Below are 21,196 nucleotides of genomic sequence, written 5' to 3' on the forward strand. Positions count from 1 at the left end.
CTCAAACCCCCAGCCATGCGCGGTCCAGGCTCAAGGTTCGCACCCGGATCCGGACCTCGTTCTCCGGGTATTCGCTGGCGTCGTAATCAAGCAATACCCACCCCAGGCGGGCATCCATGGCCTCAAGGTTTTCAAGGTAGGCCAGAACGTCCATATAGCCGCCGCGAATAACGATTTCCGCATCGTGGGCGTACAAGAGGGGCTCACGGCCTTCGTCCTTACCTTTCGCGTCTTCTGATACGCCCGGCCCGTCCTCAAACACAGGGACCGGCGTCATCAGCTCAACACCCAGAAGTTCGAGCCTGTTCTGGGCGGCCAGTATGTCTCGCAGCAACCCCACCATCGCCCTGGGCGCAATCAGCCGCCCCGTGGTTTCAGCAAGCCGCGCGTCAAGTTGGTCCAGCCGCTGCTGTCGCGCGGCAAGCCTGTCCCTCAGTACGCGGGAAGGGTCGGACGACAGCTGCTCTGTCAATAACTGCTGCCGTTGGAGCAGTGATGCCTGGGTGTCAAACAACGACACCTGGCGGGAGCGAAGCTGTTCATTACCGGCCATAACCGGGGTTACCCAAAGTTCCCAGCCGGCAAAAAGAACCAGAACCACGGCGGTAATGGTGATGATCACCCGCTCCCTTATCGGGCGTTCGTTGAACCAGGTCGCCCCCTTGTCGAACTGCTGCCGGAGAGCCGATGTCATCTTGCGTCCTCCCTGGCAGCATCCGTGGCAACCCGGAACTCAATCCAGCGCTCATCCTCTTCCCGGTCCAGACGGAAGCTGCCGAACGTTTTGCCTGCAAAGGCTGGCTCGTCGCCCAGTTTTTCGAGGTACATCGGCACCAATCGCCCGGCCTGCGCCATTCCGGCCAGGCCAACGTCGCCTTGGCGACCATCAAGCCGGATGTGGGTCAACCATAGCCCCTGGGGCACCTGTCGGGCCAATGCTGACATTGGTGCTGAGAACCCGGTTGTTTCCCTGGCAACCAGGTTTTCCACCCGCTCCAGCAATCGTTGCCTGCGCGCCAGCGTTGATGTCACGCGTTCAAGGGCTGCCTCTACTTCGGGATCAGGCTGACGTGCTTCCGCCTCTGCAGTCAACTGCTCCACCGACCGTTGCAGCCGATCATTTTGCTGTTGCCGTGATTCGACCTGTACCTGCAGCCGGGCTTCCCGGTAGCGGGCCACCCCGGCAGCAACACCAACAACAACCAGGGCTAACACCAGAACAACCAGCGCTGCACGCGCCTGTAGCTGTTCCTTACGGGGGCGAAGTTCATCGGTGTAGAGATTGACCTGCTGGATCACTTTGGTGCACCTCCAGTCGGTAACAGGCTCGCACTCCAGGCAACCAGGCAGCGGCTATCAAGGGGGGCATCAAGACCGAAAGGTGCCCAGTCCAGCGTTTCAACGCTGGCTGCCACATAGGAAGCAAGCATGGAGGACAATGGCATAACGCTGTCACGTGCCACCAATCGAATGACGGCAGGCGGCACCTGCCCCAACTGGCTTTCGTAGTAATCCAGGGAGCGTTGCATTTCCAGGGCCAGCGACTGCACCGCACTCTCCTGCCGCGATGCGTCCCGGAGGTCATCCGATGTGACATCCAGCCGCCGGGACAGATAAAGCGTCTCACCCTTGCACACAATCATCTGCCCGAAGCGCTCCCGCATGTGAACCAGGGCCGCCCCCCGGTGATTCGGGTCGATGCGGGGAACAAGGTTTCGTAGCGCCAACTCGGCGATATCAATGGAAACAAGTTTCAGATCACAGGCATCCACCAGCGCCACCAACTCACTGACAAGGGACTTTCGTGCGGCAACGACATTGACAAGGTCCCCCCGACCGCGGGAGGCATCTTCCGGGAAAGGAAATACGTCTGTGACGGCATCGGAGGGATTGAAGTCGAGTAAATCCCTGAGCTTCCACTTCAGGGCATCGCCAAGCTCGGAGTCATCAACGCCTTCGGGGCGCTCCAACTGGAATACCTGGTATTGATCAAGAGGCAAGACAAGTGTGGTATCCGCCCCAGCCCAGGCAAACTCGCTCACAAGCGCACGAAGGACCGCTTCCCGTTTTGCCGGAAGGCAATCAGAGAAACCCGCGCCGCCCCGGGAACCCGCCCAGGCAATCCCATCCGGGCGAATTTCCAGATAGACATGTTGAAGTTTTCCAGAACGTCTCAGGATGCTTTTTATAAAGCTCAGGGTCACTCGCCAGTCTCAATGCTTAAAAAATGGACAGTTTTTATAATGACGTTAATAGTAGTTGAGAAAGTGAACGTAATTCCATGTTTTCTTGTTCAATTTGACCTGTTTTTGCAACTCGTTAACAAAAAAGCCCCCGCTTGTGGCGGGGGCTTCAGTCTCAGGTAAATCCTAGAAGGGTATATCGTCATCAAAGTCATCGACCGGCTCAGGCATGCTTCCCTGTGAGGGCTGGCTGTAACCACCGCCTCCAGACTGCTGCCCCGATTGGCTTGCAGCCGCAGGCGCTGCATTACCTGCCTGCTGCGGACGGCCTGCCGGAGCGCCCTGGCTCATGCCACCCCCTTCACCACCGCGGCTATCAAGCATCTGCATCTGGCCATTGATATCCACCACCACTTCGGTGGTGTAACGGTCCTGGCCGTCCTGCCCCTGCCACTTCCGGGTTTGCAGTTTGCCTTCGATGTAGACCTTGGAACCCTTGCGCAGGTACTGGCCGGCCACTTCGGCAATCTTCCCGAACATCACAATCCGGTGCCATTCGGTCTTCGGCACCAGTTGGCCTGTCTGCCTGTCTTTGTAGCTTTCATCGGTTGCAAGGTTCAGGTTCACCACCGCGTTGCCGTTCGGGGTATAGCGAGTTTCCGGATCCTGTCCCAGGTTCCCGATCAGAATAACCTTGTTTACGCCTCGTGCCATGATCTGCTCCTGACTCTGTTTTCAGGGATAGCCTGCCTTCCCTGCAGACCTCCGAATTTCAAGAATTGCTACCCTGCCGGACAAATGAAAAATCCGCAAGCGACAGCTCATCAAATTTCTGACGATCCACCTTCAGGTAAGCTGTTTCCGCTTCTTCCAGGATGACCACATCCTGCACCCCCGGAAGGCCTCTGAGTGTGTCATCAATATCATCAAACTGGCTGTAAGCCACATGCTGCAACTGTACCACGAAACTGGCGGTATAACCCGGAGCCGGCATGGTTAACGCCACCGCCAGCCACAGCAATAATACAACCACCATGAACCACAGCACCCCCTGCAGGCCCAGCTGCTCCAGCAGAATACCACCAACGGCCCCTCCCAGAAACGCACCAAAGAACTGGGAGGTGGAATAAACTCCCATGGCCGTGCCCTTCGCCGCCGCAGGAGATTCCTTGCTCACCAGGGATGGCAAGCTGGCCTCCAGTAGGTTGAACGCCATAAAGAAGAAAAACAGCACACCCCACGCCACCGCTAACCCGCCACCGAGTGTACCGATACCAGCGGTAGATATCGCCAACAGAGCGATGGCGCCACAAAGAATGGGTTTCATCCTGCGCTTTTTCTCACCGATGATAATGAATGGCACCATGGCGAAAAAGGACGCTACCATCACCGTGAGGTAAAACCACCAATGGGAGGACGATGGCAGACCCAGGCGGTCCTGGAGCAAGGTCGGGAATACCAGGAAAATCGCTGTCAGCACCAGGTGCAACGCGAAAATGCCGAAATCCAGCCGCATCAGCCGGCGGTCCGAAAGCACCGTCTTCAGCATGGCCCTGGCGGGGTGAGTGTCCGCACTGGACTTATGCTCATGGGGAGTCGGGACAAGGCGACTGACAATTACCATCGCAACCATCGCCAGGATGGCCGTGGTATAAAAGATGCCAGACAGCCCGAAGGCGGAACCCAGCAGCGGTCCAAGAACCAGCGACACCGAAAACGAAAGGCCAATAGACACCCCCACGGTTGCCATGGCCTTGGTGCGTTCTTCCTCACGGGTGAGGTCGCTCAAAAGCGCCATCAACACACTGGCAATGGCACCCGCGCCCTGAAGAATCCGCCCCGCGATTACAACGTATATGGAGTCTGTGGATGCGGCCAGCAAACTACCGGCAGCGAACAGCACCAGGCCGATATAGATCATCCGCTTGCGGCCAACCCGGTCTGACAGCATGCCGAACGGAATCTGCAGCAGGGCCTGGCTCAGGCCGTAGGCACCAATGGCCAGACCGATCAGTGCCGGGGTCGCCCCCTTGAGATCACTGCCAAGCAGAACGAACACCGGCATCACCATGAACAGTCCGAGCATTCTCATGGCATACACGGATGCCAGTGCTGCAACGGAGCGTCTTTCCAGTGAATTCATGGGGCGCCTGACCTGATAGGGTTTCCGGAAACAAGGGTTCAGAAGGGAAGCCTGCCCTTCGCAAAATCGCTGCGCATTGTACCAGAAGCCACAAAGCCAAGGCATCGTGCATTTAAGTGGTTAAAAGTCCGCAGGCCTTGGCCGGCCGAGGCCCAAACACGGTATAATTTCCGTTTTTTCCGACTGCGAGGTGTTATGGACCATATCCAGATCAAAGGGGCGCGAACCCACAACCTGAAAAACATTGACCTGGATATGCCGAGGGACAAGCTGATCGTAATCACTGGCCTCTCCGGCTCCGGCAAATCGTCCCTTGCGTTTGACACACTTTATGCCGAAGGACAGCGCCGGTATGTGGAATCCTTATCCACCTACGCCCGCCAGTTCCTGTCGATGATGGAAAAGCCGGATGTGGATCACATCGAGGGTCTGTCCCCGGCCATCTCCATTGAGCAGAAAAGCACATCCCACAACCCTCGCTCCACCGTCGGCACTATCACCGAAATTTACGATTATCTGCGTCTGCTGTTTGCCCGCGCCGGCGAGCCCCGCTGCCCCGACCACGACCAGCCACTGGAGGCACAAACCGTCAGCCAAATGGTCGACCAGGTGTTGGCAATGCCCGATGACAGCAAGCTGATGATCCTTGCACCAGTGATCCGGGATCGCAAGGGCGAGCACCTGAATGTCATCGATACCATGCGCAGCCAGGGCTTCATCCGTTTGCGGGTGGATGGCCGGGTTTACGATATTGACGACGTTCCAACCCTGGACAAGAAGCGCAAACATCAAATTGACGTGGTTGTGGACCGCTTCAAGGTCAAGCCGGGGCTGGAACAACGACTGGCCGAAAGCTTTGAAACCGCACTCGGCCTGGCCGATGGTATCGCGCTGGTTGCACCCATGGATAATGAAGGAAAAGAGCATACCTTTTCCGCCCGCTACGCCTGCACCCAATGCGGTTATGCCATCAGCGAACTGGAACCACGTCTGTTCTCTTTCAACAACCCCGCCGGTGCCTGCCCCACCTGCGACGGTCTTGGTGTTAAGCAGTTTTTTGACGCCGAGAAAATCGTCCAACACCCGGAAGCCACACTGGCTGAGGGTGCCATCAAGGGCTGGGATCGTCGGGCTGTCTATTATTTCCAGATGCTGACCAGCGTCGCCGAGCACTACGATGTGGATATGGACACCCCTTGGGAGGACCTGCCGCCCGACTTTCGCCAGGTTTTGCTGTACGGCTCGGGCACCGAGGACATTCCGTTTCGCTACGTCAATTCCCGTGGTCACATCATGGAGAAGGCGCATCCCTTCGAGGGGATTTTGCCCAATCTGGAGCGCCGCTATCGGGAAACTGAATCACAGAGCATGCGGGAAGAGCTCGCCCGCAACCTCAGCACACAACCCTGCAAGGATTGCAGCGGCTCGCGACTGCGGCGCAGTGCCCGGCACGTATTCATCGAGAAGAACAACATATCCGACGTCACCCACATGCCCGTCGGTGACGCTCACAACTATTTCGGACAACTTGCCCTGCCCGGTCGCAAGGGTGAGATCGCTGAAAAAATCCTCAAAGAGGTTCGCCAGAGACTGCAGTTCCTGGTCAATGTAGGGCTTGAATACCTCACCCTGGAGCGCAGCGCCGACACCCTTTCCGGTGGCGAGGCTCAACGTATCCGACTCGCCAGCCAGATTGGCGCAGGCCTCGTGGGCGTTATGTACATCCTTGATGAACCCTCTATTGGCTTGCACCAACGAGATAACGACCGCCTTTTGGCCACTCTTTTCCATCTCCGGGACCTGGGCAACACAGTCATTGTTGTCGAACACGATGAAGACGCCATCCGGGCTGCGGACCATGTGATCGACATTGGCCCAGGTGCGGGCGTTCATGGTGGCCACATCATTGCCCAGGGCACGCCTGACGACATCATCGCCTCCGAGGAGTCGCTGACCGGGCAGTACCTGTGCGGCAAGAAGGAAATCGCCATACCGGACACTCGCCACACCAATGATGGTAAGCACCTGATGTTGACAGGCGCAACCGGGAACAACCTGCAGGGCGTAACTCTGAACCTTCCGCTGGGCGTAATGACCTGCGTTACCGGTGTCTCGGGTTCAGGCAAGTCCACTTTGATCAATAGCACCCTGTATCCCGTGTGTGCAGCAAAACTCAATAAGGCCACAAGCCTCACCCATGCTCCCTATGAATCGCTGAAAGGTCTGGACCAGCTCGACAAGGTAATCGACATCGACCAGAGCCCCATCGGCCGCACACCGCGCTCGAACCCGGCAACCTATACCGGCCTCTTTACCCCGATACGGGAGTTGTTTGCCGGCACTCAGGAAGCCCGCTCACGTGGTTACAAACCTGGCCGCTTCAGTTTTAACGTGAAAGGCGGACGCTGCGAGGCCTGTCAGGGCGACGGCGTCATCAAGGTGGAGATGCACTTCCTGCCGGACGTCTATGTTCCCTGCGATGTCTGCAAGGGCAAACGCTACAACCGGGAAACATTGGAAGTACGGTATAAAGGCAAAAGCATCCACGAAGTGTTGGAGATGACCGTTGAGGAAGCCCGGGAGTTTTTCGACCCGGTGCCCTTCCTTGCTCGCAAGCTGCAAACCCTGATTGATGTTGGGCTGTCCTACATTCGTCTGGGCCAAAGTGCTGTCACCCTCTCTGGCGGTGAAGCCCAGCGCGTAAAGCTGGCCAAGGAGTTGTCCAAGCGTGATACCGGACAGACGCTCTACATTCTGGACGAGCCGACCACCGGCCTGCACTTCTACGATATCCAGCAACTGCTGACGGTTCTGCAGCGATTGCGGGATCACGGAAATACCATCGTGGTGATCGAGCACAACCTGGACGTGATCAAAACAGCGGACTGGATTATCGATCTTGGACCCGAGGGTGGTTCTGGTGGGGGCCGAATTGTCGCGGAGGGCACACCGGAGGATGTCGCCGAAGTTAAGGGGTCGCATACTGGGCGGTATTTGAAGGGGGTATTGGCCGGTAAGTGAAAGTAACGCCGGAGATTGGGTGTCGGTTTACGGCCCGTTGGGCCTAAACCGACCTACAAGGTAACCGGATATAAAAAAACCGGAGGGGTTAGCCTCCGGTTTTTTTGGACTTGGCGAAACGCTTAATCTTCGCTTTCGTCCACTTCTTCTGCTTCGATATCCAGCGGACGACCAACCAGCTCTACAAATGCCATCGGGGCATTGTCGCCGGCGCGGAAGCCACACTTCAGGATGCGAAGGTAACCACCCGGACGCTCGTTGTAACGGGGACCAAGCTCATTGAACAGCTTGGCAACCGCTGCGTCGTCACGCAGGCGGGAAAACGCCAGGCGACGATTCGCAACCGAATCATTTTTTGCGAGCGTGATCAAAGGCTCAGCTACCCGGCGAAGCTCTTTCGCCTTGGGGAGCGTTGTTTTGATCAGCTCGTGATCAACCAGTGACGCAGTCATGTTCCGAAACATGGCCTTGCGATGCGCACTGGTCCTGCTGAACTTACGACCACTCTTACGATGACGCATTGCTCTGATTCCTTACCTTAAACTAATCGGCGATTAACCGCCCAGTACCCGGTCGTCGCCACGAAGGCTAGCCGGCGGCCAGTTATCAAGACGCATACCCAATGACAGACCGCGGGACGCGAGCACGTCCTTGATCTCGGTAAGCGACTTTTTACCAAGGTTAGGCGTCTTAAGCAGCTCAACTTCTGTGCGCTGGATCAGATCGCCGATGTAGTAAATATTCTCAGCCTTCAAGCAGTTAGCTGAACGCACTGTCAATTCCAGATCATCAACCGGACGTAGGAGAATCGGATCAATTTCTTCCTCTTCCTCAACACGCTCGGGCTCTTTCTCGTGATCGAAATCAACAAACACAGCCAGTTGCTGCTGGAGAATGGTTGCCGCCCGGCGAATCGCTTCTTCCGGGTCGATAGTACCATTGGTTTCCAGATCAATAACCAGCTTGTCCAGATCCGTACGCTGCTCTACCCGTGCACTTTCCACGGCGTAAGCAACACGGCGAACCGGACTGAAGGTTGCGTCCAGTTGCAGGCGTCCAATGGCGCGAGTCTCGTCCTCGTCCAGACCCCGCTGATCGGCCGGCTCATAGCCGCGACCACGGGCAACCTTCAGACGCATGTTCACTTCACCTTTATCACTCAGGTGACAGATCACATGATCCGGGTTGGTGATCTCGACATCGTGATCCAGCTTGATATCGCCAGCAGTGACAACGCCCGGGCCTTTCTTGCTGAGAGTTACCTCGGCATCGTCCCGGCTGCCCATTTTCACGGCCACGCCCTTGAGATTCAGCAGAATCTCAATGACGTCTTCCTGAACACCTTCGATCGCGCTGTACTCATGCAGAACGCCGTCGATCTGTGCCTCGGTAATGGCACAGCCCGGCATTGAGGACAAGAGAATGCGACGCAGTGCACTGCCCAGGGTGTGCCCGAAGCCTCTTTCCAGAGGTTCGAGAGTCACCTTGGCACGCATGGCGCTTGATTCTTTCACGTCAATGGTACGAGGTGTCAATAACTCATGTACTGAACGCTGCATAGACGCCCCTAATTGCTCTCGTTGCTAACTGGGCTTTACTTGGAGTAAAGCTCGACGATGAGGTTCTCGTTGATGTCGGCCGGCAATTCAGTGCGCTCAGGCACTGACCTGTAAACGCCGGACATCTTGCTGGCGTCGACCTCTACCCAGCTCACCGGTGCGCGGCTGGAAGACAGATCCAGAGCGCCTTTAACGCGAAGCTGGTTTTTTGCCTTCTCACGCACGCTCACAACATCCCCTGGCTTGACCTGATAAGACGGGATATTCACCAGCTTATCGTTGACCAGGATCGATTTGTGAGAAACGAGCTGACGGGACTCAGCACGGGTAGAACCAAAACCCATGCGATAAACAACGTTATCAAGACGACCTTCCAGCAGCTGCAACAGGTTCTCACCGGTTGCACCCTTGATGCGGGCGGCCTCTTTGTAATAGTTGCGGAATTGCTTTTCCAGTACGCCGTAGATACGACGGACCTTCTGCTTTTCACGAAGCTGTACGCCATATTCGGACAGACGACCGCGACGCGCGCCGTGCATACCCGGCGGAGTCTCGATGTTGCACTTTGAATCAAGCGCGCGAACACCGCTCTTCAGAAAAAGATCTGTCCCTTCACGACGAGACAGCTTGCACTTCGGGCCTATGTAACGAGCCATAATTCACTGTCTCCTGTGTTAGACGCGGCGCTTTTTGGGCGGACGACAACCGTTATGGGGAATCGGCGTCACATCAGTGATGTTTGTGATCTTGTAGCCACACGCATTCAGCGCGCGAACTGCAGATTCACGTCCGGGCCCCGGACCTTTAACCTCTACGTCCAGGTTTTTAAGGCCGTATTCAGCAGCCGCATTACCGGCTCTTTCAGCTGCTACCTGCGCAGCAAAAGGTGTACTCTTGCGTGACCCACGGAAACCAGAACCACCGGAAGTGGCCCAGGACAGTACGTTGCCCTGACGGTCAGAAATGGTCACGATAGTGTTGTTGAAGGACGCGTGAATGTGCGCGACGCCATCAACAACCGTCTTTTTCACCTTTTTACGGGTACGTGTACCTGGCTTTGCCATGTTTGCCTACCTGTTACTTACGAATAGGTTTGCGAGGACCTTTACGGGTGCGTGCGTTGGTCTTTGTGCGCTGGCCACGGACCGGAAGGCCATGACGATGACGCAGACCACGGTGGCAACCGAGATCCTTCAAACGCTTAATGTTCATCTGAACTTCACGACGCAGATCGCCTTCGACGGCCAGCTTGCCTACTTCTGTACGAAGTGACTCAAGCTGCTCGTCGGACAGGTCTTTGACCTTGACGTCCGGCTTGACGCCGGTTGCATCGCAAAGCTTCTGGGCTGCTGTCCGGCCGACTCCAAAAATGTAAGTCAGCGAGATAACAGCATGTTTGTGATCGGGTATATTGACACCGGCTATACGTGCCATCCAAATTACTCCGCGTTCAAAGCTTTGCTGTGTGAATTTTCCGCCACTATAAAAGGGCGCGAAATAATAGCGCCTGACCCCATCCGAGGTCAAGCGCCATTAATCGTACCCTCTGCAATATCAGTGCTGAATCCGTAAGGATTAACCCTGACGCTGCTTGTGACGAGGCTCCGAGCAAATGACCCGTACCGAGCCATTGCGACGAATTACTTTGCAGTTACGGCAAATTTTCTTTACCGAAGCGCGTACTTTCATTGTCGACTCCAGTTTTCAAGGGGAACGGGATTAACCGTTCCGACCATAGCCCTTGAGATTGGACTTCTTCATCAACGAATCATATTGATGAGACATCAGGTGCGACTGAACCTGAGCCATGAAATCCATCACCACGACTACAACAATCAGCAGTGACGTGCCGCCCAGATAGAACGGAACATTCCCGGCCACCATCAGGAACTGAGGGAACAGGGAAACTGCTGCAATGTACATTGCACCGAACAGTGTCAGGCGAGTCAGTACGCCGTCAATATACTTGGCAGTCTGATCACCCGGACGGATGCCCGGAATAAAGGCGCCTGAGCGCTTGAGGTTATCCGCAACTTCTTTCGGGTTGTACATCAACGCTGTATAGAAGAAGCAGAAGAATACCACTGCTGCCGCGAACAGAATGATGTACAGGGGCTGACTGGGAGCCAGTGCCTGGGAAATATCACTCAGCCACTCCATACCTTCGCCTTGACCGAACCACTGTCCCAGCGATGCCGGGAACAGCAGAATGGAAGAGGCAAAGATCGGCGGGATAACGCCGGCCATGTTCACCTTCAACGGTAAATGGCTGGATTGTTGGGCAAATACCCGACGACCCTGCTGCCGTTTGGCGTAGTTAATGGTCAGGCGACGCTGTCCGCGCTCCATGAACACCACAAAGCCAACCACGGCAATGGCCAGGATAGCGATACCCAGAACCACCAGCAGGCTCATTTCGCCATTACGTGCCTGCTCCAGCGTCTGGCCAATGGCCCCGGGCAAACCCGCAACAATGCCAGCAAAAATCAGCAACGAAATACCGTTACCAACGCCGCGCTCGGTGATCTGCTCACCCAGCCACATCATGAACACGGCACCACTGACGAAAGACACAACCGCCACAAAGTGGAAGCTGAAGCTGTCGTTAAAGGTCACACCTTGTGATGCCAGCCCGACAGAAATACCAAAGCCCTGAACCAGGGCCAGGATAACCGTACCATACCGAGTGTACTGGCTGATCTTGCGACGACCAGCTTCGCCCTCTTTCTTCAACTGCTCAAGCGTCGGACTGACCGCCGTCATGAGCTGCATGATAATAGAGGCCGAAATATACGGCATGATACCAAGTGCGAAGATACTCATCCGCTCAAGTGCACCACCGGAAAACATGTTGAACATGCTCAGGATCGTGCCCTGATTCTGCTCAAACAGCGCCGCAAGGCGATCGGGGTTGATACCCGGAACCGGTATATGGGCACCTATGCGGTACACCAACAGTGCCAGGAAGACAAACCAGAGCCGCGATCGCAGCTCTGCCAGTCCTTTTCCCGCGCCCGCAGGCAATGATGCGTTCTTGGCCATTTAGTCCTCGACTCGCCTTAGTCTTCGACTTTACCGCCCGCGGCAGAGATCGCCTCGCGTGCGCCTTTGGTCACTTTCAGACCCTTGACGGTCACAGCACGGCTCAGTTCGCCGGACAGAATGACCTTCGCTTCACGAATTTCTTCGCGAATGATGTCAGCTTTCTTCAGGGCATCGAGATCGGCTACGTCACCGTCTACTTTCGCCAGTTCGTTCAGACGAATTTCAGCCACATAGCGCTGCTGGCGCGAGGTGAAACCGAATTTCGGCAGACGACGGGCCAACGGCTGCTGACCACCCTCGAAACCGGGAGCGACACTGCCGCCAGAACGGGCTTTCAGACCCTTGTGACCACGACCGCCGGTCTTGCCGAGGCCGCTACCGATACCGCGACCCACGCGCTTGGCGGCGGGACGTGAACCAGGTTCCGGACTAAGTTCGTTCAGACGCATCTTAGTTCTCCTCTACCTGCACCAGGTAGTTAACCCGGTTGATCATACCGCGGATGGACGGTGTATCTTCCACTTCCACGGTGTGACCGATTTTACGGAGACCCAGGCCCTTGACGCACAGTTTGTGCTTGGGCTGACAGCCGATGGGGCTGCGGGTCAGTGTTACTTTGATCGTTTTTGCGTTCGCCATGACTTCAACCCAGAATCTCTTCCACGGATTTACCGCGCTTGGCTGCAATATCTTCAGGCGCTTGAGTTGCCTGGAGACCCTTGATGGTGGAACGTACCACGTTCACCGGGTTGGTAGACCCATAACACTTGGACAGTACGTTCTGCACACCCGCTACTTCCAGTACCGCACGCATCGCACCACCGGCGATGATACCGGTACCTTCTGATGCAGGCTGCATGTAGACCTTGGAGCCACCATGCTGCGCTTTAACCGCGTACTGCAGGGTATTTCCGTCAAGCGGAATGTCGACCATGTTCTTGCGTGCAGCTTCCATCGCTTTCTGGATCGCAACCGGCACTTCACGTGCTTTGCCACGACCGAAACCAACGCGCCCTTTACCATCACCCACTACAGTCAGTGCAGTGAAGGCAAAAATACGACCGCCTTTAACAACCTTGGCGACGCGATTGACCTGAACCAGCTTCTCCTGGAGCTCAGGCGCCTTCTGTTCGTTAACGCTCATCTTCTCCACCTCTTAGAATTGCAAGCCAGCTTCACGGGCTGCGTCGGCCAGAGCCTGGACGCGACCATGATAACGGTAACCGGAGCGGTCAAAAGCGACCTGCTCTACACCTGCTGCCTTGGCACGCTCAGCAATCAGCTGACCGACCTTTTTGGCAGCGTCCACGTTACCGGTTGCACCCTGGCGCAGGTCCTTATCCAACGTGGAGGCAGCCGCCAGCACCTTGCTGCCGTCTGCAGTCGTAACCTGGGCGTACATATGCCGGGGTGTACGATGTACACACAGGCGGTTGGTGCCCAGCTTACGGATCTTCATGCGCACTTTGCGTGCGCGACGCAATCTTTCGTTATTCGCGCTCATAGTCCCGCCTTATTTCTTCTTGGCTTCTTTGCGTCTGACCTGCTCATCCGCATAACGCACACCCTTGCCCTTGTAAGGCTCTGGCGGACGGAATGCACGGATCTCAGCAGCGACCTGGCCAACCTGTTGCTTGTCGATTCCGCGAATCACAACTTCCGTATTGGACGGAGTTTCAGCGGTAATCCCCTCGGGCAGCTCATATTCTACCGGGTGTGAGAAACCCAGTGTCAGATTGAGCTTCTTACCTTGCGCCTGGGCACGGTAGCCTACGCCCGTCAGCGCGAGCTTGCGCTCGAAGCCTGTAGACACACCGGTCACCATGTTGTTGACCAATGCGCGGGTAGTACCAGCAAGAGCGCGGGACTGTTTGGCTCCATCACGGGCTGCGAAGCGCAGAATATTCTCTTCCTGCGTCACGTCTACCACATGGTGGATGGTGAATTGAAGTGATCCCTTGGACCCCTTCACATTAATTTCCTGTCCGTTCAGCTTAACCTCAACACCGGAAGGCAGCACGACAGGATTATTGGCAACCCTGGACATGTGTATCTCCTAAAATACGGTGCAGATGACTTCGCCACCCACGCCGGCAGCACGTGCAGCGCGGTCTGTCATTACGCCCTTGGACGTAGAGACAATCGCGACTCCCAGACCACCGGATACTTTCGGCAGCTCCCCAGCGCCCTTGTACTGGCGCAGACTCGGACGGCTGACCCGCTTGATTTCCTCAATAACCGGCTTACCACCGAAATACTTGAGGTTAATGGTCAGCTCGGGCTTCGCGTCAGCTGAGACGGAAAAATCGGCTACGTAACCTTCGTCCTTGAGGACCTGGGCTACGGAGATCTTCATCTTTGAAGACGGCATGGCCACATCGGCCTTCTGTGCCATCTGTGCATTACGGATACGGGTAAACATATCCGCAAGCGTATCTTGCATACTCATTGGTATGAGTCTCCTGATCTTTTTAGTTGTGCAGCGGCGCGCCGCACCGCTTACCAACGGGCACCTGACCTGCGGTCAGAGTACCTGCCTTACCAGCTTGCTTTGGTCAGGCCCGGGACATCACCGCGCATGCCAGCTTCACGCAATTTGATACGTGACAGCTTGAACTTGCGCAGAACGCCATGGGGACGACCTGTAACCTGGCAACGATTACGAAGACGCGAGGGAGACGCATCACGAGGAAGCTGTTGAAGCTTCATCTGTGCATCCCAACGGTCATCATCGCTGGTATTCGGGTTCTTGATAATCGCCTTGAGCTCAGCACGCTTCGCTGCATACTTCGCAACGGTTTTCTCGCGCTTGAACTCGCGGTTCTTCATGGAAACCTTAGCCATTACACTCGTTCCTTATTTCTTGAACGGAAAGCCGAAGGCTTTCAGCAGTTCGCGACCTTCATCGTCGGTACCGGCTGTGGTGGTAATGGTGATGTCAAGACCACGGATCTTGTCGACTCTGTCGTACTCGATCTCGGGGAAAATGATCTGCTCACGCACACCCATGCTGTAGTTACCGCGACCATCGAAGGACTTGGGATTCAGACCGCGGAAGTCACGAATGCGGGGTACCGCAATGTGAACCAGACGATCAAAGAAATCCCACATGCGCTCACCGCGCAGCGTAACTTTACAACCGATCGGCCAACCTTCACGGATTTTGAAACCCGCAACGGATTTACGTGCCAGGGTGACAACCGCTTTCTGACCAGCCAGGCGCTCAAGATCCGCCACGGCATTCTCAATCAGCTTCTTGTCACCGACCGCTTCGCCGACACCCATGTTCAGGGTGATCTTTTCGATACGCGGCACCTGCATGATGTTCTTGTAGCTGAACTCTTTCTGCAGGGCGGGTACCACTTCCTTACTGTACTGCTCTTTCATGTTAAGCATCGTAACCACCACCGCTTACTGGTTATCGACGACTTCTTTCGTGGACTTAAATATCCGCACTTTGGCGCCGTCTTCCTTGATCTGGAAGCCTACGCGATCGGCTTTGCCGGTCTGCGGATTAAAAATAGCCACGTTGGAAGCCTGGATAGGTGCTTCTTTTTCGACGATGCCACCTGGGGTGCCAGACATCGGGTTCGGCTTGGTGTGCTTCTTGATCATATTGATCCCGGAAACAACAACCCGGCCATCGTCCTGAACCTTCAGGACTTTACCACGTTTGCCTTGGTCTTTCCCCGTAGTGACGATTACTTCGTCATCTCGTTTGATCTTTTTCATAACCGGCCTCTGGTCCTTAAAGTACTTCGGGTGCCAGTGAAATAATTTTCATGAACTTCTCATTTCGCAGTTCACGGGTAACCGGTCCGAAGATACGGGTACCAATTGGTGCGTCCTGATTGTTCAGAAGTACTGCCGCGTTTCCGTCGAAACGAATAAGCGACCCGTCGGGACGACGCACACCTTTACGGGTACGTACAACGACAGCTTTCAGGACCTGGCCTTTTTTCACTTTACCGCGGGGGATGGCTTCCTTAACGGTCACCTTGATGATATCCCCAACGCTGGCATAACGCCGATGTGAACCGCCCAGGACCTTGATGCACATAACCTGACGTGCACCACTGTTGTCCGCGACTTCAAGCATTGTTTGAGTCTGAATCATGGTTATTCTCCAGCAGAAACCACTTTGCCGTTACGACAAGACTCACCGTCCGGGCGAGTTACACCTTCGATGCGCGTTCGGTGACTTCCACCAGAGCCCAGCTTTTGGTCTTGGAGACCGGGCGGGTTTCCTGGATTGTAACGGTGTCACCGATGTTGCACTGATTGCTCTCGTCGTGAGCGTGAATTTTGGATGAACGCTTCATGTACTTACCGTACAGAGGATGCTTAACCTGGCGCTCAACCAGAACCACAATGGATTTCTCCATTTTGTTGCTCACGACCTTGCCGCTCAGGGTTCTGGCAGTTTGGGTAGCTTCAGTCATGTTACTGTCCTGCCTTTTCATTCATAACTGTTTTCACGCGAGCAATGTCACGCTTCACCTTCGGAAGAAGATGAGACTGATTCAGCTGACCTGTCGCCTTACGCATGCGCAGGTTGAACTGCTCCTTCAGGAGGTCGATCAGCTCTTTGTTCAGCTCCTCGACTGACTTGTCACGCAGCTCTGTTGCTTTCATCACATCACCGTCCTCGTTACAAAGGTGGTCTGTACGGGCAGCTTGGCCGCAGCAAGAGTGAACGCGTCGCGAGCGATCTCCTCGGAGACACCTTCCATCTCATACAACATCCGGCCAGGCTGAATTTCAGCCACCCAGTACTCGACAGAACCCTTACCTTTACCCATTCGTACTTCGAGCGGCTTGCTGGAGATCGGCTTGTCCGGGAAAATCCGGATCCAGATCTTACCGCCCCGCTTGATGCGGCGAGTCATGGTACGACGCGCAGCCTCAATCTGGCGCGCAGTTATACGTCCACGGCTTGTCGCCTTCAATCCGTATTCACCGAAGCTCACCTTGTTAGCACGGTGAGCAAGACCGGTGTTACGGCCTTTCATTACCTTGCGAAATTTGGTGCGTTTTGGTTGCAGCATTTGAGTGCCCCTTTACTTAGAACCTTTCTTCCCAGAGGCTTTCTTGTCAGCACGGACCTGCTCCATACCACCAAGAATCTCACCTTTGAAGATCCATACCTTGACGCCGATAATGCCGTAAGTGGTTTTCGCTTCGTAGGTCGAGTAATCAATATCTGCACGCAGTGTGTGCAGCGGTACACGACCTTCGCGATACCACTCGGAACGGGCAATTTCAGCACCCCCGAGACGACCGCCTACCTGGATCTTGATGCCCTTGGCACCCTGGCGCATGGCATTCTGTACCGCACGCTTCATGGCGCGACGGAACATCACACGACGCTCCAGCTGACCGGCAACGTTCTGCGCGACCAGGCGGGCATCCAGGTCCGGCTTGCGGACTTCTTCGATGTTGATGTGCACAGGCACACCCATCATGTCGCTGACTTCGCGACGCAGACGGTCAACATCTTCACCCTTCTTACCGATAACGATACCGGGACGGGCTGTATGGATCGTGATACGGGCGTTCTGAGCCGGGCGCTCGATCACAATCTTGCTGACAGACGCCTTGACCAGACGCTTGTCGAGGAATTCACGAACCTGAATATCGTTCAACAGGTTGTTCGCGTATTCCGCTTTTTCCGCATACCAAACTGAGTTGTGCTCTTTGATCACACCCAGGCGCATGCCGGTTGGATTTACTTTATGACCCATCTGAGCATCTCCTACTTGTCGGCGACCTTGACGGTGATATGGCAGGTGCGCTTGAAAATCCGGTCAGCGCGCCCCTTGGCTCGAGCTTTGATTCGCTTGAGCGTCGGACCCTCATCCACCATAACAGTGGAAACCCGCAGATCATCTACGTCCAGACCTTCGTTGTGCTCAGCGTTGGCAATGGCAGACTCAAGCGCTTTCTTGAGAATGACCGCTGCCTTCTTAGGGCTGAAAGTCAGAATGTTCAGGGCGTCCTCAACAGCCTTGCCGCGTACTTGGTCAGCGACAAGACGCGCTTTCTGAGCTGAGAGGCGAGCGCCCTTGTACTTGGCTGCTACTTCCATTTCTATTACCTCACAATCAGCGTTTAGCTTTCTTGTCGGCCGCATGACCACGATAAGTACGCGTTGCCGCGAACTCACCCAGCTTATGCCCAACCATATCTTCGGTGACATAAACCGGCACGTGTTGCTTGCCGTTGTGGACTGCAATGGTCAGGCCTACCATCTCCGGAAACACTGTCGACCGGCGGGACCAGGTTTTGATCGGTCGCTTGTCGTTCGCTTCCAGAGCTGCCTCGACCTTCTTCAACAGATGCAGGTCTATAAAAGGACCTTTCTTCAAAGAACGTGGCACAGCATTTACCTCTATGTAGTCGTTTACTTGGCTGAACGACGACGTACTATCATCTTGTCAGTACGTTTGTTCTTACGAGTCTTATGCCCTTTGGTCGGAACACCCCACGGAGTAACCGGGTGACGCCCGCCAGAGGTACGCCCTTCACCACCACCATGTGGGTGGTCAACTGGGTTCATAGCAACACCACGTACTGTTGGACGTTTACCGCGCCAACGTGATGCACCCGCTTTACCAAGCTGCTTGAGACTGTGCTCGCTGTTGGACACTTCGCCCAATGTTGCGCGACAGTCAACAAGCACCTTACGCATTTCACCTGAACGCAGGCGGATGGTGGCATAAGCCCCTTCCCGAGCAACCAGCTGTACGGATGCGCCCGCGGAGCGAGCCAGCTGAGCACCTTTGCCAGGCTTGATTTCGACGCAGTGAATCACGGAACCGACCGGAATATTCCGGAGCGGAAGCGTGCTTCCTACTTTAATCGGCGCGTCGATGCCGGAGCGCACAGGATCGCCGATCTGCATGCCTTTGGGAGCGATAATGTAACGACGCTCGCCATCGGCGTACTTGATCAGCGCAATGTGCGCCGAGCGGTTAGGATCGTATTCCAGGCGCTCAATAGTCGCCGGAATACCATCTTTGGTCCGCTTAAAGTCGATGACACGGTAGTGCTTCTTGTGGCCACCACCAATGTGACGGGTAGTGATGCGACCAAAATGGTTACGACCACCCGATTTACTAAGAGTTTCTACCAACGGCTCGTAAGGGCGCCCCTTGTGAAGATCAGGGTTAAAGAGCTTAACAACGTGACGGCGGCCGGCAGATGTTGGCTTGGTTTTGACGATCGGCATTTTACGACCCCTTTACCTTATTCCACATCCAGAAAATCAATGTCCTGACCGTCCGCAAGCTTCACATAAGCCTTACGAATGTCAGCACGCTTGCCGAAGCCGCGAACGGTACGCTTGAGCTTACCCTTACGGTTCAGAACCTGAACACCTTCGACGGTGACGTTGAACAGCTGCTCAACGGCTTTTTTGATCTCGGGCTTTGTTGCGTCAGGTGCTACACGAAATACCACCTGGCCACTTTCCGCTACCAGAGAGGCTTTCTCTGATACGTGTGGCCCAAGAAGAACCTTGTAAATACGTTCCTGATTCATCCCAGCATCTCCTCGATTTTCTTCAGAGCGGGAACAGTCACCACGACCTTCTCATAGGCAACCAGGCTAACCGGATCCAGGCCTGCAACGTCACGCACGTCGACGTGCGGAATGTTACGGGCGGCCAGATGCAGGTTCTGCTCAATACTGTCGGACAGAATCAGAGCGTTGTTAACACCGAGATCCTTCAGCTTGGCAGTGAACGCCTTGGTCTTGGGAGTGTCGACGTTCATTTCGTCAACCACTACCAGACGCTCCTGGCGAACCAGCTCGGAAAAAATGGAGCGCATCGCTGCGCGGTACATCTTACGGTTAACCTTCTGCTCGAAATCGCGAGGCTTTGCTGCGAAGGTCACACCACCGGAGCGCCAGATCGGGCTACGGATTGTACCGGCACGGGCACGACCAGTGCCCTTCTGGCGCCATGGCTTTTTGCCACCACCAGCGACTTCGGAACGTGTCTTTTGAGCCTTGGTTCCCTGGCGGGCGCCTGCCATATAAGCAGTAACCACCTGGTGAACCAGCGACTCGTTAAAATCTTTGGCAAATGCAGCGTCGGAAACCGAGATTCCCTTACCGCTACCTGTAATAGTCAATTCCATCGCACCGCTCCTCAGGCTTTAACTGCAGGCTTGATGACAACATTTCCGCCGGTCGCGCCCGGAACGGCACCACGAATCAGCAGAAGGTTGCGCTCGGCGTCGACACGGACGACTTGCAGGTTCTGCACAGTCACCTGCGCATTGCCCATCTGGCCCGCCATCTTTTTGCCCTTGAATACCTTGCCCGGAGTCTGGTTCTGACCGATAGAACCCGGAGCACGATGAGAAAGGGAGTTACCGTGTGTGGCGTCCTGCATGGAGAAGTTCCAGCGCTTAACGCCGCCCTGGAAACCTTTACCCTTGGACTGACCAACAGCATCCACGACCTGGCCATCTTCAAAGATGGAAGCGGTAATTTCTCCGCCTGCGGCCAGCTCTTCACCTTCGCCATCGGCGAGGCGGAATTCCCACAGACCACGACCTGCCTCTACTCCGGCTTTGGCGTAATGGCCCGCTTCGCTTTTAGTCACACGAGAGGAACGACGCTTTCCAACGGTTACCTGAACCGCACGATAGCCATCGCTTTCAAGAGTTTTCAGCTGGGTAATACGGTTGGGCTCAACCTCGATTACCGTTACGGGCAGCGCTTGCCCGTCTTCCGTAAAAATACGGGTCATACCGGCCTTGCGACCGACAATTCCAATTGCCATGTTTCACCTCTTAAGTGTACGGGGCTCTCACCCTCTATGGCCTTATGACAGTTACACAGACTAACCGCTTGGTTAGCCGAGGCTGATCTGAACGTCTACACCTGCTGCCAGATCCAGCTTCATCAAAGCATCTACTGTCTTTTCCGTCGGCTCGACGATGTCCAGCAGACGCTTGTGTGTACGAATCTCATACTGATCGCGCGCGTCTTTGTTGACGTGCGGGGAGATCAGGATGGTGTACTTTTCCTTCCGCGTCGGCAGAGGGATTGGTCCACGCACTTGAGCGCCGGTCCGCTTGGCGGTATCGACAATCTCCTGCGTTGACTGGTCGATCAGGCGGTAATCAAACGCCTTCAACCGGATTCGAATTTTTTGGCTTTGCATGATGCACCCAAACTCCACTCGTAGCAGCTACTAGTTAGCCGACCTTCAAAAAAAGGAGCCGCATTGT

34 protein-coding genes are annotated in these 21,196 nt (G+C 55.5%); 1 reads left to right on the plus strand and 33 read right to left on the minus strand.

Annotated elements, in window-relative coordinates; genetic code table 11:
- Position 1 precedes the first annotated feature (1 nt).
- From NLU14_RS13785 to NLU14_RS13805, 5 genes are all read right to left on the minus strand, one after another.
- Positions 2-694 carry an MSHA biogenesis protein MshJ gene (locus tag NLU14_RS13785; protein WP_275707487.1) on the minus strand — a complete coding sequence of 231 codons (693 nt, stop codon included), beginning with the start codon at positions 692-694 and terminating at the stop codon, positions 2-4.
- Complete coding sequence (locus NLU14_RS13790) at positions 691-1,299, minus strand: PilN domain-containing protein (RefSeq protein ID WP_275707489.1); 609 nt, start codon at positions 1,297-1,299, stop codon at positions 691-693. The genes NLU14_RS13785 and NLU14_RS13790 overlap by 4 nt, the downstream gene beginning before the upstream one ends.
- On the minus strand, positions 1,296-2,204 hold the full coding sequence (locus NLU14_RS13795) for a type IV pilus biogenesis protein PilM (RefSeq protein WP_275707491.1): 909 nt from the start codon (positions 2,202-2,204) through the stop codon (positions 1,296-1,298). The genes NLU14_RS13790 and NLU14_RS13795 overlap by 4 nt, the downstream gene beginning before the upstream one ends.
- A gap of 165 nt (positions 2,205-2,369) precedes the next feature.
- Complete coding sequence (gene ssb / locus NLU14_RS13800; RefSeq protein ID WP_275707493.1) at positions 2,370-2,897, minus strand: single-stranded DNA-binding protein; 528 nt, start codon at positions 2,895-2,897, stop codon at positions 2,370-2,372.
- Between the two features lie 58 nt (positions 2,898-2,955).
- Positions 2,956-4,326 (minus strand): MFS transporter, encoded by a 1,371-nt coding sequence (locus tag NLU14_RS13805; RefSeq protein ID WP_275707495.1) that lies wholly within the window; start codon positions 4,324-4,326, stop codon positions 2,956-2,958.
- Positions 4,327-4,521: 195 nt separating this feature from the next.
- On the opposite strand from NLU14_RS13805, the gene uvrA reads away from it, so the two are divergent.
- A complete protein-coding gene (gene uvrA / locus NLU14_RS13810; RefSeq protein WP_275707497.1) occupies positions 4,522-7,347 on the plus strand; it encodes an excinuclease ABC subunit UvrA in 2,826 nt (941 codons plus the stop codon).
- Between the two features lie 122 nt (positions 7,348-7,469).
- Here the strand turns inward: uvrA and rplQ are convergent, their stop codons facing one another.
- The 28 genes from rplQ to rpsJ all read right to left on the minus strand — a co-directional run bounded on the left by rplQ (position 7,470) and on the right by rpsJ (position 21,129).
- Positions 7,470-7,868, minus strand: a complete 399-nt coding sequence (gene rplQ / locus NLU14_RS13815; protein ID WP_135956427.1) for a 50S ribosomal protein L17 — start codon at positions 7,866-7,868, stop codon at positions 7,470-7,472.
- Between the two features lie 33 nt (positions 7,869-7,901).
- Complete coding sequence (locus NLU14_RS13820; RefSeq protein ID WP_275707499.1) at positions 7,902-8,906, minus strand: DNA-directed RNA polymerase subunit alpha; 1,005 nt, start codon at positions 8,904-8,906, stop codon at positions 7,902-7,904.
- 35 nt (positions 8,907-8,941) lie between these two features.
- Positions 8,942-9,562: a 30S ribosomal protein S4 gene (gene rpsD, locus NLU14_RS13825; protein ID WP_275707501.1), complete on the minus strand. Its 621-nt coding sequence runs from the start codon at positions 9,560-9,562 to the stop codon at positions 8,942-8,944.
- A gap of 18 nt (positions 9,563-9,580) precedes the next feature.
- Positions 9,581-9,970: a 30S ribosomal protein S11 gene (gene rpsK / locus NLU14_RS13830; RefSeq protein ID WP_007153992.1), complete on the minus strand. Its 390-nt coding sequence runs from the start codon at positions 9,968-9,970 to the stop codon at positions 9,581-9,583.
- Positions 9,971-9,983: 13 nt separating this feature from the next.
- Entirely contained in the window at positions 9,984-10,340 is a 357-nt protein-coding gene (rpsM, locus tag NLU14_RS13835) for a 30S ribosomal protein S13 (protein WP_027830890.1), read from the minus strand.
- A gap of 141 nt (positions 10,341-10,481) precedes the next feature.
- A complete protein-coding gene (rpmJ, locus tag NLU14_RS13840) occupies positions 10,482-10,595 on the minus strand; it encodes a 50S ribosomal protein L36 (RefSeq protein WP_008174902.1) in 114 nt (37 codons plus the stop codon).
- A gap of 30 nt (positions 10,596-10,625) precedes the next feature.
- Complete coding sequence (secY, locus tag NLU14_RS13845; RefSeq protein ID WP_275707503.1) at positions 10,626-11,948, minus strand: preprotein translocase subunit SecY; 1,323 nt, start codon at positions 11,946-11,948, stop codon at positions 10,626-10,628.
- A 17-nt stretch (positions 11,949-11,965) separates the two neighbouring features.
- On the minus strand, positions 11,966-12,400 hold the full coding sequence (gene rplO / locus NLU14_RS13850) for a 50S ribosomal protein L15 (protein WP_275707505.1): 435 nt from the start codon (positions 12,398-12,400) through the stop codon (positions 11,966-11,968).
- 1 nt (position 12,401) lies between these two features.
- Positions 12,402-12,590, minus strand: a complete 189-nt coding sequence (gene rpmD, locus NLU14_RS13855; RefSeq protein ID WP_007153997.1) for a 50S ribosomal protein L30 — start codon at positions 12,588-12,590, stop codon at positions 12,402-12,404.
- A 4-nt stretch (positions 12,591-12,594) separates the two neighbouring features.
- Positions 12,595-13,095: a 30S ribosomal protein S5 gene (gene rpsE / locus NLU14_RS13860; protein ID WP_007153998.1), complete on the minus strand. Its 501-nt coding sequence runs from the start codon at positions 13,093-13,095 to the stop codon at positions 12,595-12,597.
- 12 nt (positions 13,096-13,107) lie between these two features.
- Positions 13,108-13,455, minus strand: coding sequence for a 50S ribosomal protein L18 (gene rplR, locus NLU14_RS13865; RefSeq protein WP_007153999.1), 348 nt, complete (start codon positions 13,453-13,455; stop codon positions 13,108-13,110).
- A gap of 9 nt (positions 13,456-13,464) precedes the next feature.
- Entirely contained in the window at positions 13,465-13,998 is a 534-nt protein-coding gene (gene rplF / locus NLU14_RS13870; RefSeq protein WP_275707507.1) for a 50S ribosomal protein L6, read from the minus strand.
- A 9-nt stretch (positions 13,999-14,007) separates the two neighbouring features.
- Entirely contained in the window at positions 14,008-14,400 is a 393-nt protein-coding gene (rpsH, locus tag NLU14_RS13875; RefSeq protein WP_007154001.1) for a 30S ribosomal protein S8, read from the minus strand.
- 89 nt (positions 14,401-14,489) lie between these two features.
- On the minus strand, positions 14,490-14,795 hold the full coding sequence (gene rpsN / locus NLU14_RS13880) for a 30S ribosomal protein S14 (RefSeq protein ID WP_007154002.1): 306 nt from the start codon (positions 14,793-14,795) through the stop codon (positions 14,490-14,492).
- Between the two features lie 12 nt (positions 14,796-14,807).
- Positions 14,808-15,347, minus strand: coding sequence for a 50S ribosomal protein L5 (gene rplE / locus NLU14_RS13885; protein ID WP_036203346.1), 540 nt, complete (start codon positions 15,345-15,347; stop codon positions 14,808-14,810).
- A 15-nt stretch (positions 15,348-15,362) separates the two neighbouring features.
- Entirely contained in the window at positions 15,363-15,683 is a 321-nt protein-coding gene (rplX, locus tag NLU14_RS13890) for a 50S ribosomal protein L24 (protein ID WP_135956417.1), read from the minus strand.
- A 16-nt stretch (positions 15,684-15,699) separates the two neighbouring features.
- A complete protein-coding gene (gene rplN, locus NLU14_RS13895) occupies positions 15,700-16,068 on the minus strand; it encodes a 50S ribosomal protein L14 (protein WP_007154005.1) in 369 nt (122 codons plus the stop codon).
- 58 nt (positions 16,069-16,126) lie between these two features.
- Entirely contained in the window at positions 16,127-16,393 is a 267-nt protein-coding gene (gene rpsQ, locus NLU14_RS13900) for a 30S ribosomal protein S17 (protein WP_007154006.1), read from the minus strand.
- 1 nt (position 16,394) lies between these two features.
- The gene (gene rpmC / locus NLU14_RS13905; RefSeq protein WP_007154007.1) at positions 16,395-16,586 is read right to left on the minus strand and encodes a 50S ribosomal protein L29; all 192 of its coding nucleotides are present in this window, start codon (positions 16,584-16,586) and stop codon (positions 16,395-16,397) included.
- Positions 16,586-16,999 (minus strand): 50S ribosomal protein L16, encoded by a 414-nt coding sequence (rplP, locus tag NLU14_RS13910; protein WP_007154008.1) that lies wholly within the window; start codon positions 16,997-16,999, stop codon positions 16,586-16,588. The genes rpmC and rplP overlap by 1 nt, the downstream gene beginning before the upstream one ends.
- Before the next feature lie 12 nt (positions 17,000-17,011).
- The gene (rpsC, locus tag NLU14_RS13915) at positions 17,012-17,695 is read right to left on the minus strand and encodes a 30S ribosomal protein S3 (RefSeq protein ID WP_007154009.1); all 684 of its coding nucleotides are present in this window, start codon (positions 17,693-17,695) and stop codon (positions 17,012-17,014) included.
- A gap of 11 nt (positions 17,696-17,706) precedes the next feature.
- The gene (rplV, locus tag NLU14_RS13920) at positions 17,707-18,039 is read right to left on the minus strand and encodes a 50S ribosomal protein L22 (protein WP_007154010.1); all 333 of its coding nucleotides are present in this window, start codon (positions 18,037-18,039) and stop codon (positions 17,707-17,709) included.
- A gap of 16 nt (positions 18,040-18,055) precedes the next feature.
- Positions 18,056-18,331: a 30S ribosomal protein S19 gene (rpsS, locus tag NLU14_RS13925; protein ID WP_007154011.1), complete on the minus strand. Its 276-nt coding sequence runs from the start codon at positions 18,329-18,331 to the stop codon at positions 18,056-18,058.
- Positions 18,332-18,354: 23 nt separating this feature from the next.
- Entirely contained in the window at positions 18,355-19,182 is an 828-nt protein-coding gene (gene rplB, locus NLU14_RS13930) for a 50S ribosomal protein L2 (RefSeq protein WP_007154012.1), read from the minus strand.
- A 17-nt stretch (positions 19,183-19,199) separates the two neighbouring features.
- A complete protein-coding gene (gene rplW / locus NLU14_RS13935; RefSeq protein WP_007154014.1) occupies positions 19,200-19,493 on the minus strand; it encodes a 50S ribosomal protein L23 in 294 nt (97 codons plus the stop codon).
- The gene (rplD, locus tag NLU14_RS13940; RefSeq protein ID WP_275707509.1) at positions 19,490-20,095 is read right to left on the minus strand and encodes a 50S ribosomal protein L4; all 606 of its coding nucleotides are present in this window, start codon (positions 20,093-20,095) and stop codon (positions 19,490-19,492) included. The genes rplW and rplD overlap by 4 nt, the downstream gene beginning before the upstream one ends.
- 11 nt (positions 20,096-20,106) lie before the next feature.
- On the minus strand, positions 20,107-20,745 hold the full coding sequence (gene rplC / locus NLU14_RS13945) for a 50S ribosomal protein L3 (protein ID WP_275707511.1): 639 nt from the start codon (positions 20,743-20,745) through the stop codon (positions 20,107-20,109).
- 72 nt (positions 20,746-20,817) lie between these two features.
- Positions 20,818-21,129 (minus strand): 30S ribosomal protein S10, encoded by a 312-nt coding sequence (rpsJ, locus tag NLU14_RS13950; RefSeq protein ID WP_077529290.1) that lies wholly within the window; start codon positions 21,127-21,129, stop codon positions 20,818-20,820.
- Positions 21,130-21,196 lie beyond the last annotated feature (67 nt).

The sequence above is a fragment of the Marinobacter iranensis genome, assembly GCF_029207565.1.
In the GTDB taxonomy this organism is placed as follows: domain Bacteria; phylum Pseudomonadota; class Gammaproteobacteria; order Pseudomonadales; family Oleiphilaceae; genus Marinobacter; species Marinobacter iranensis.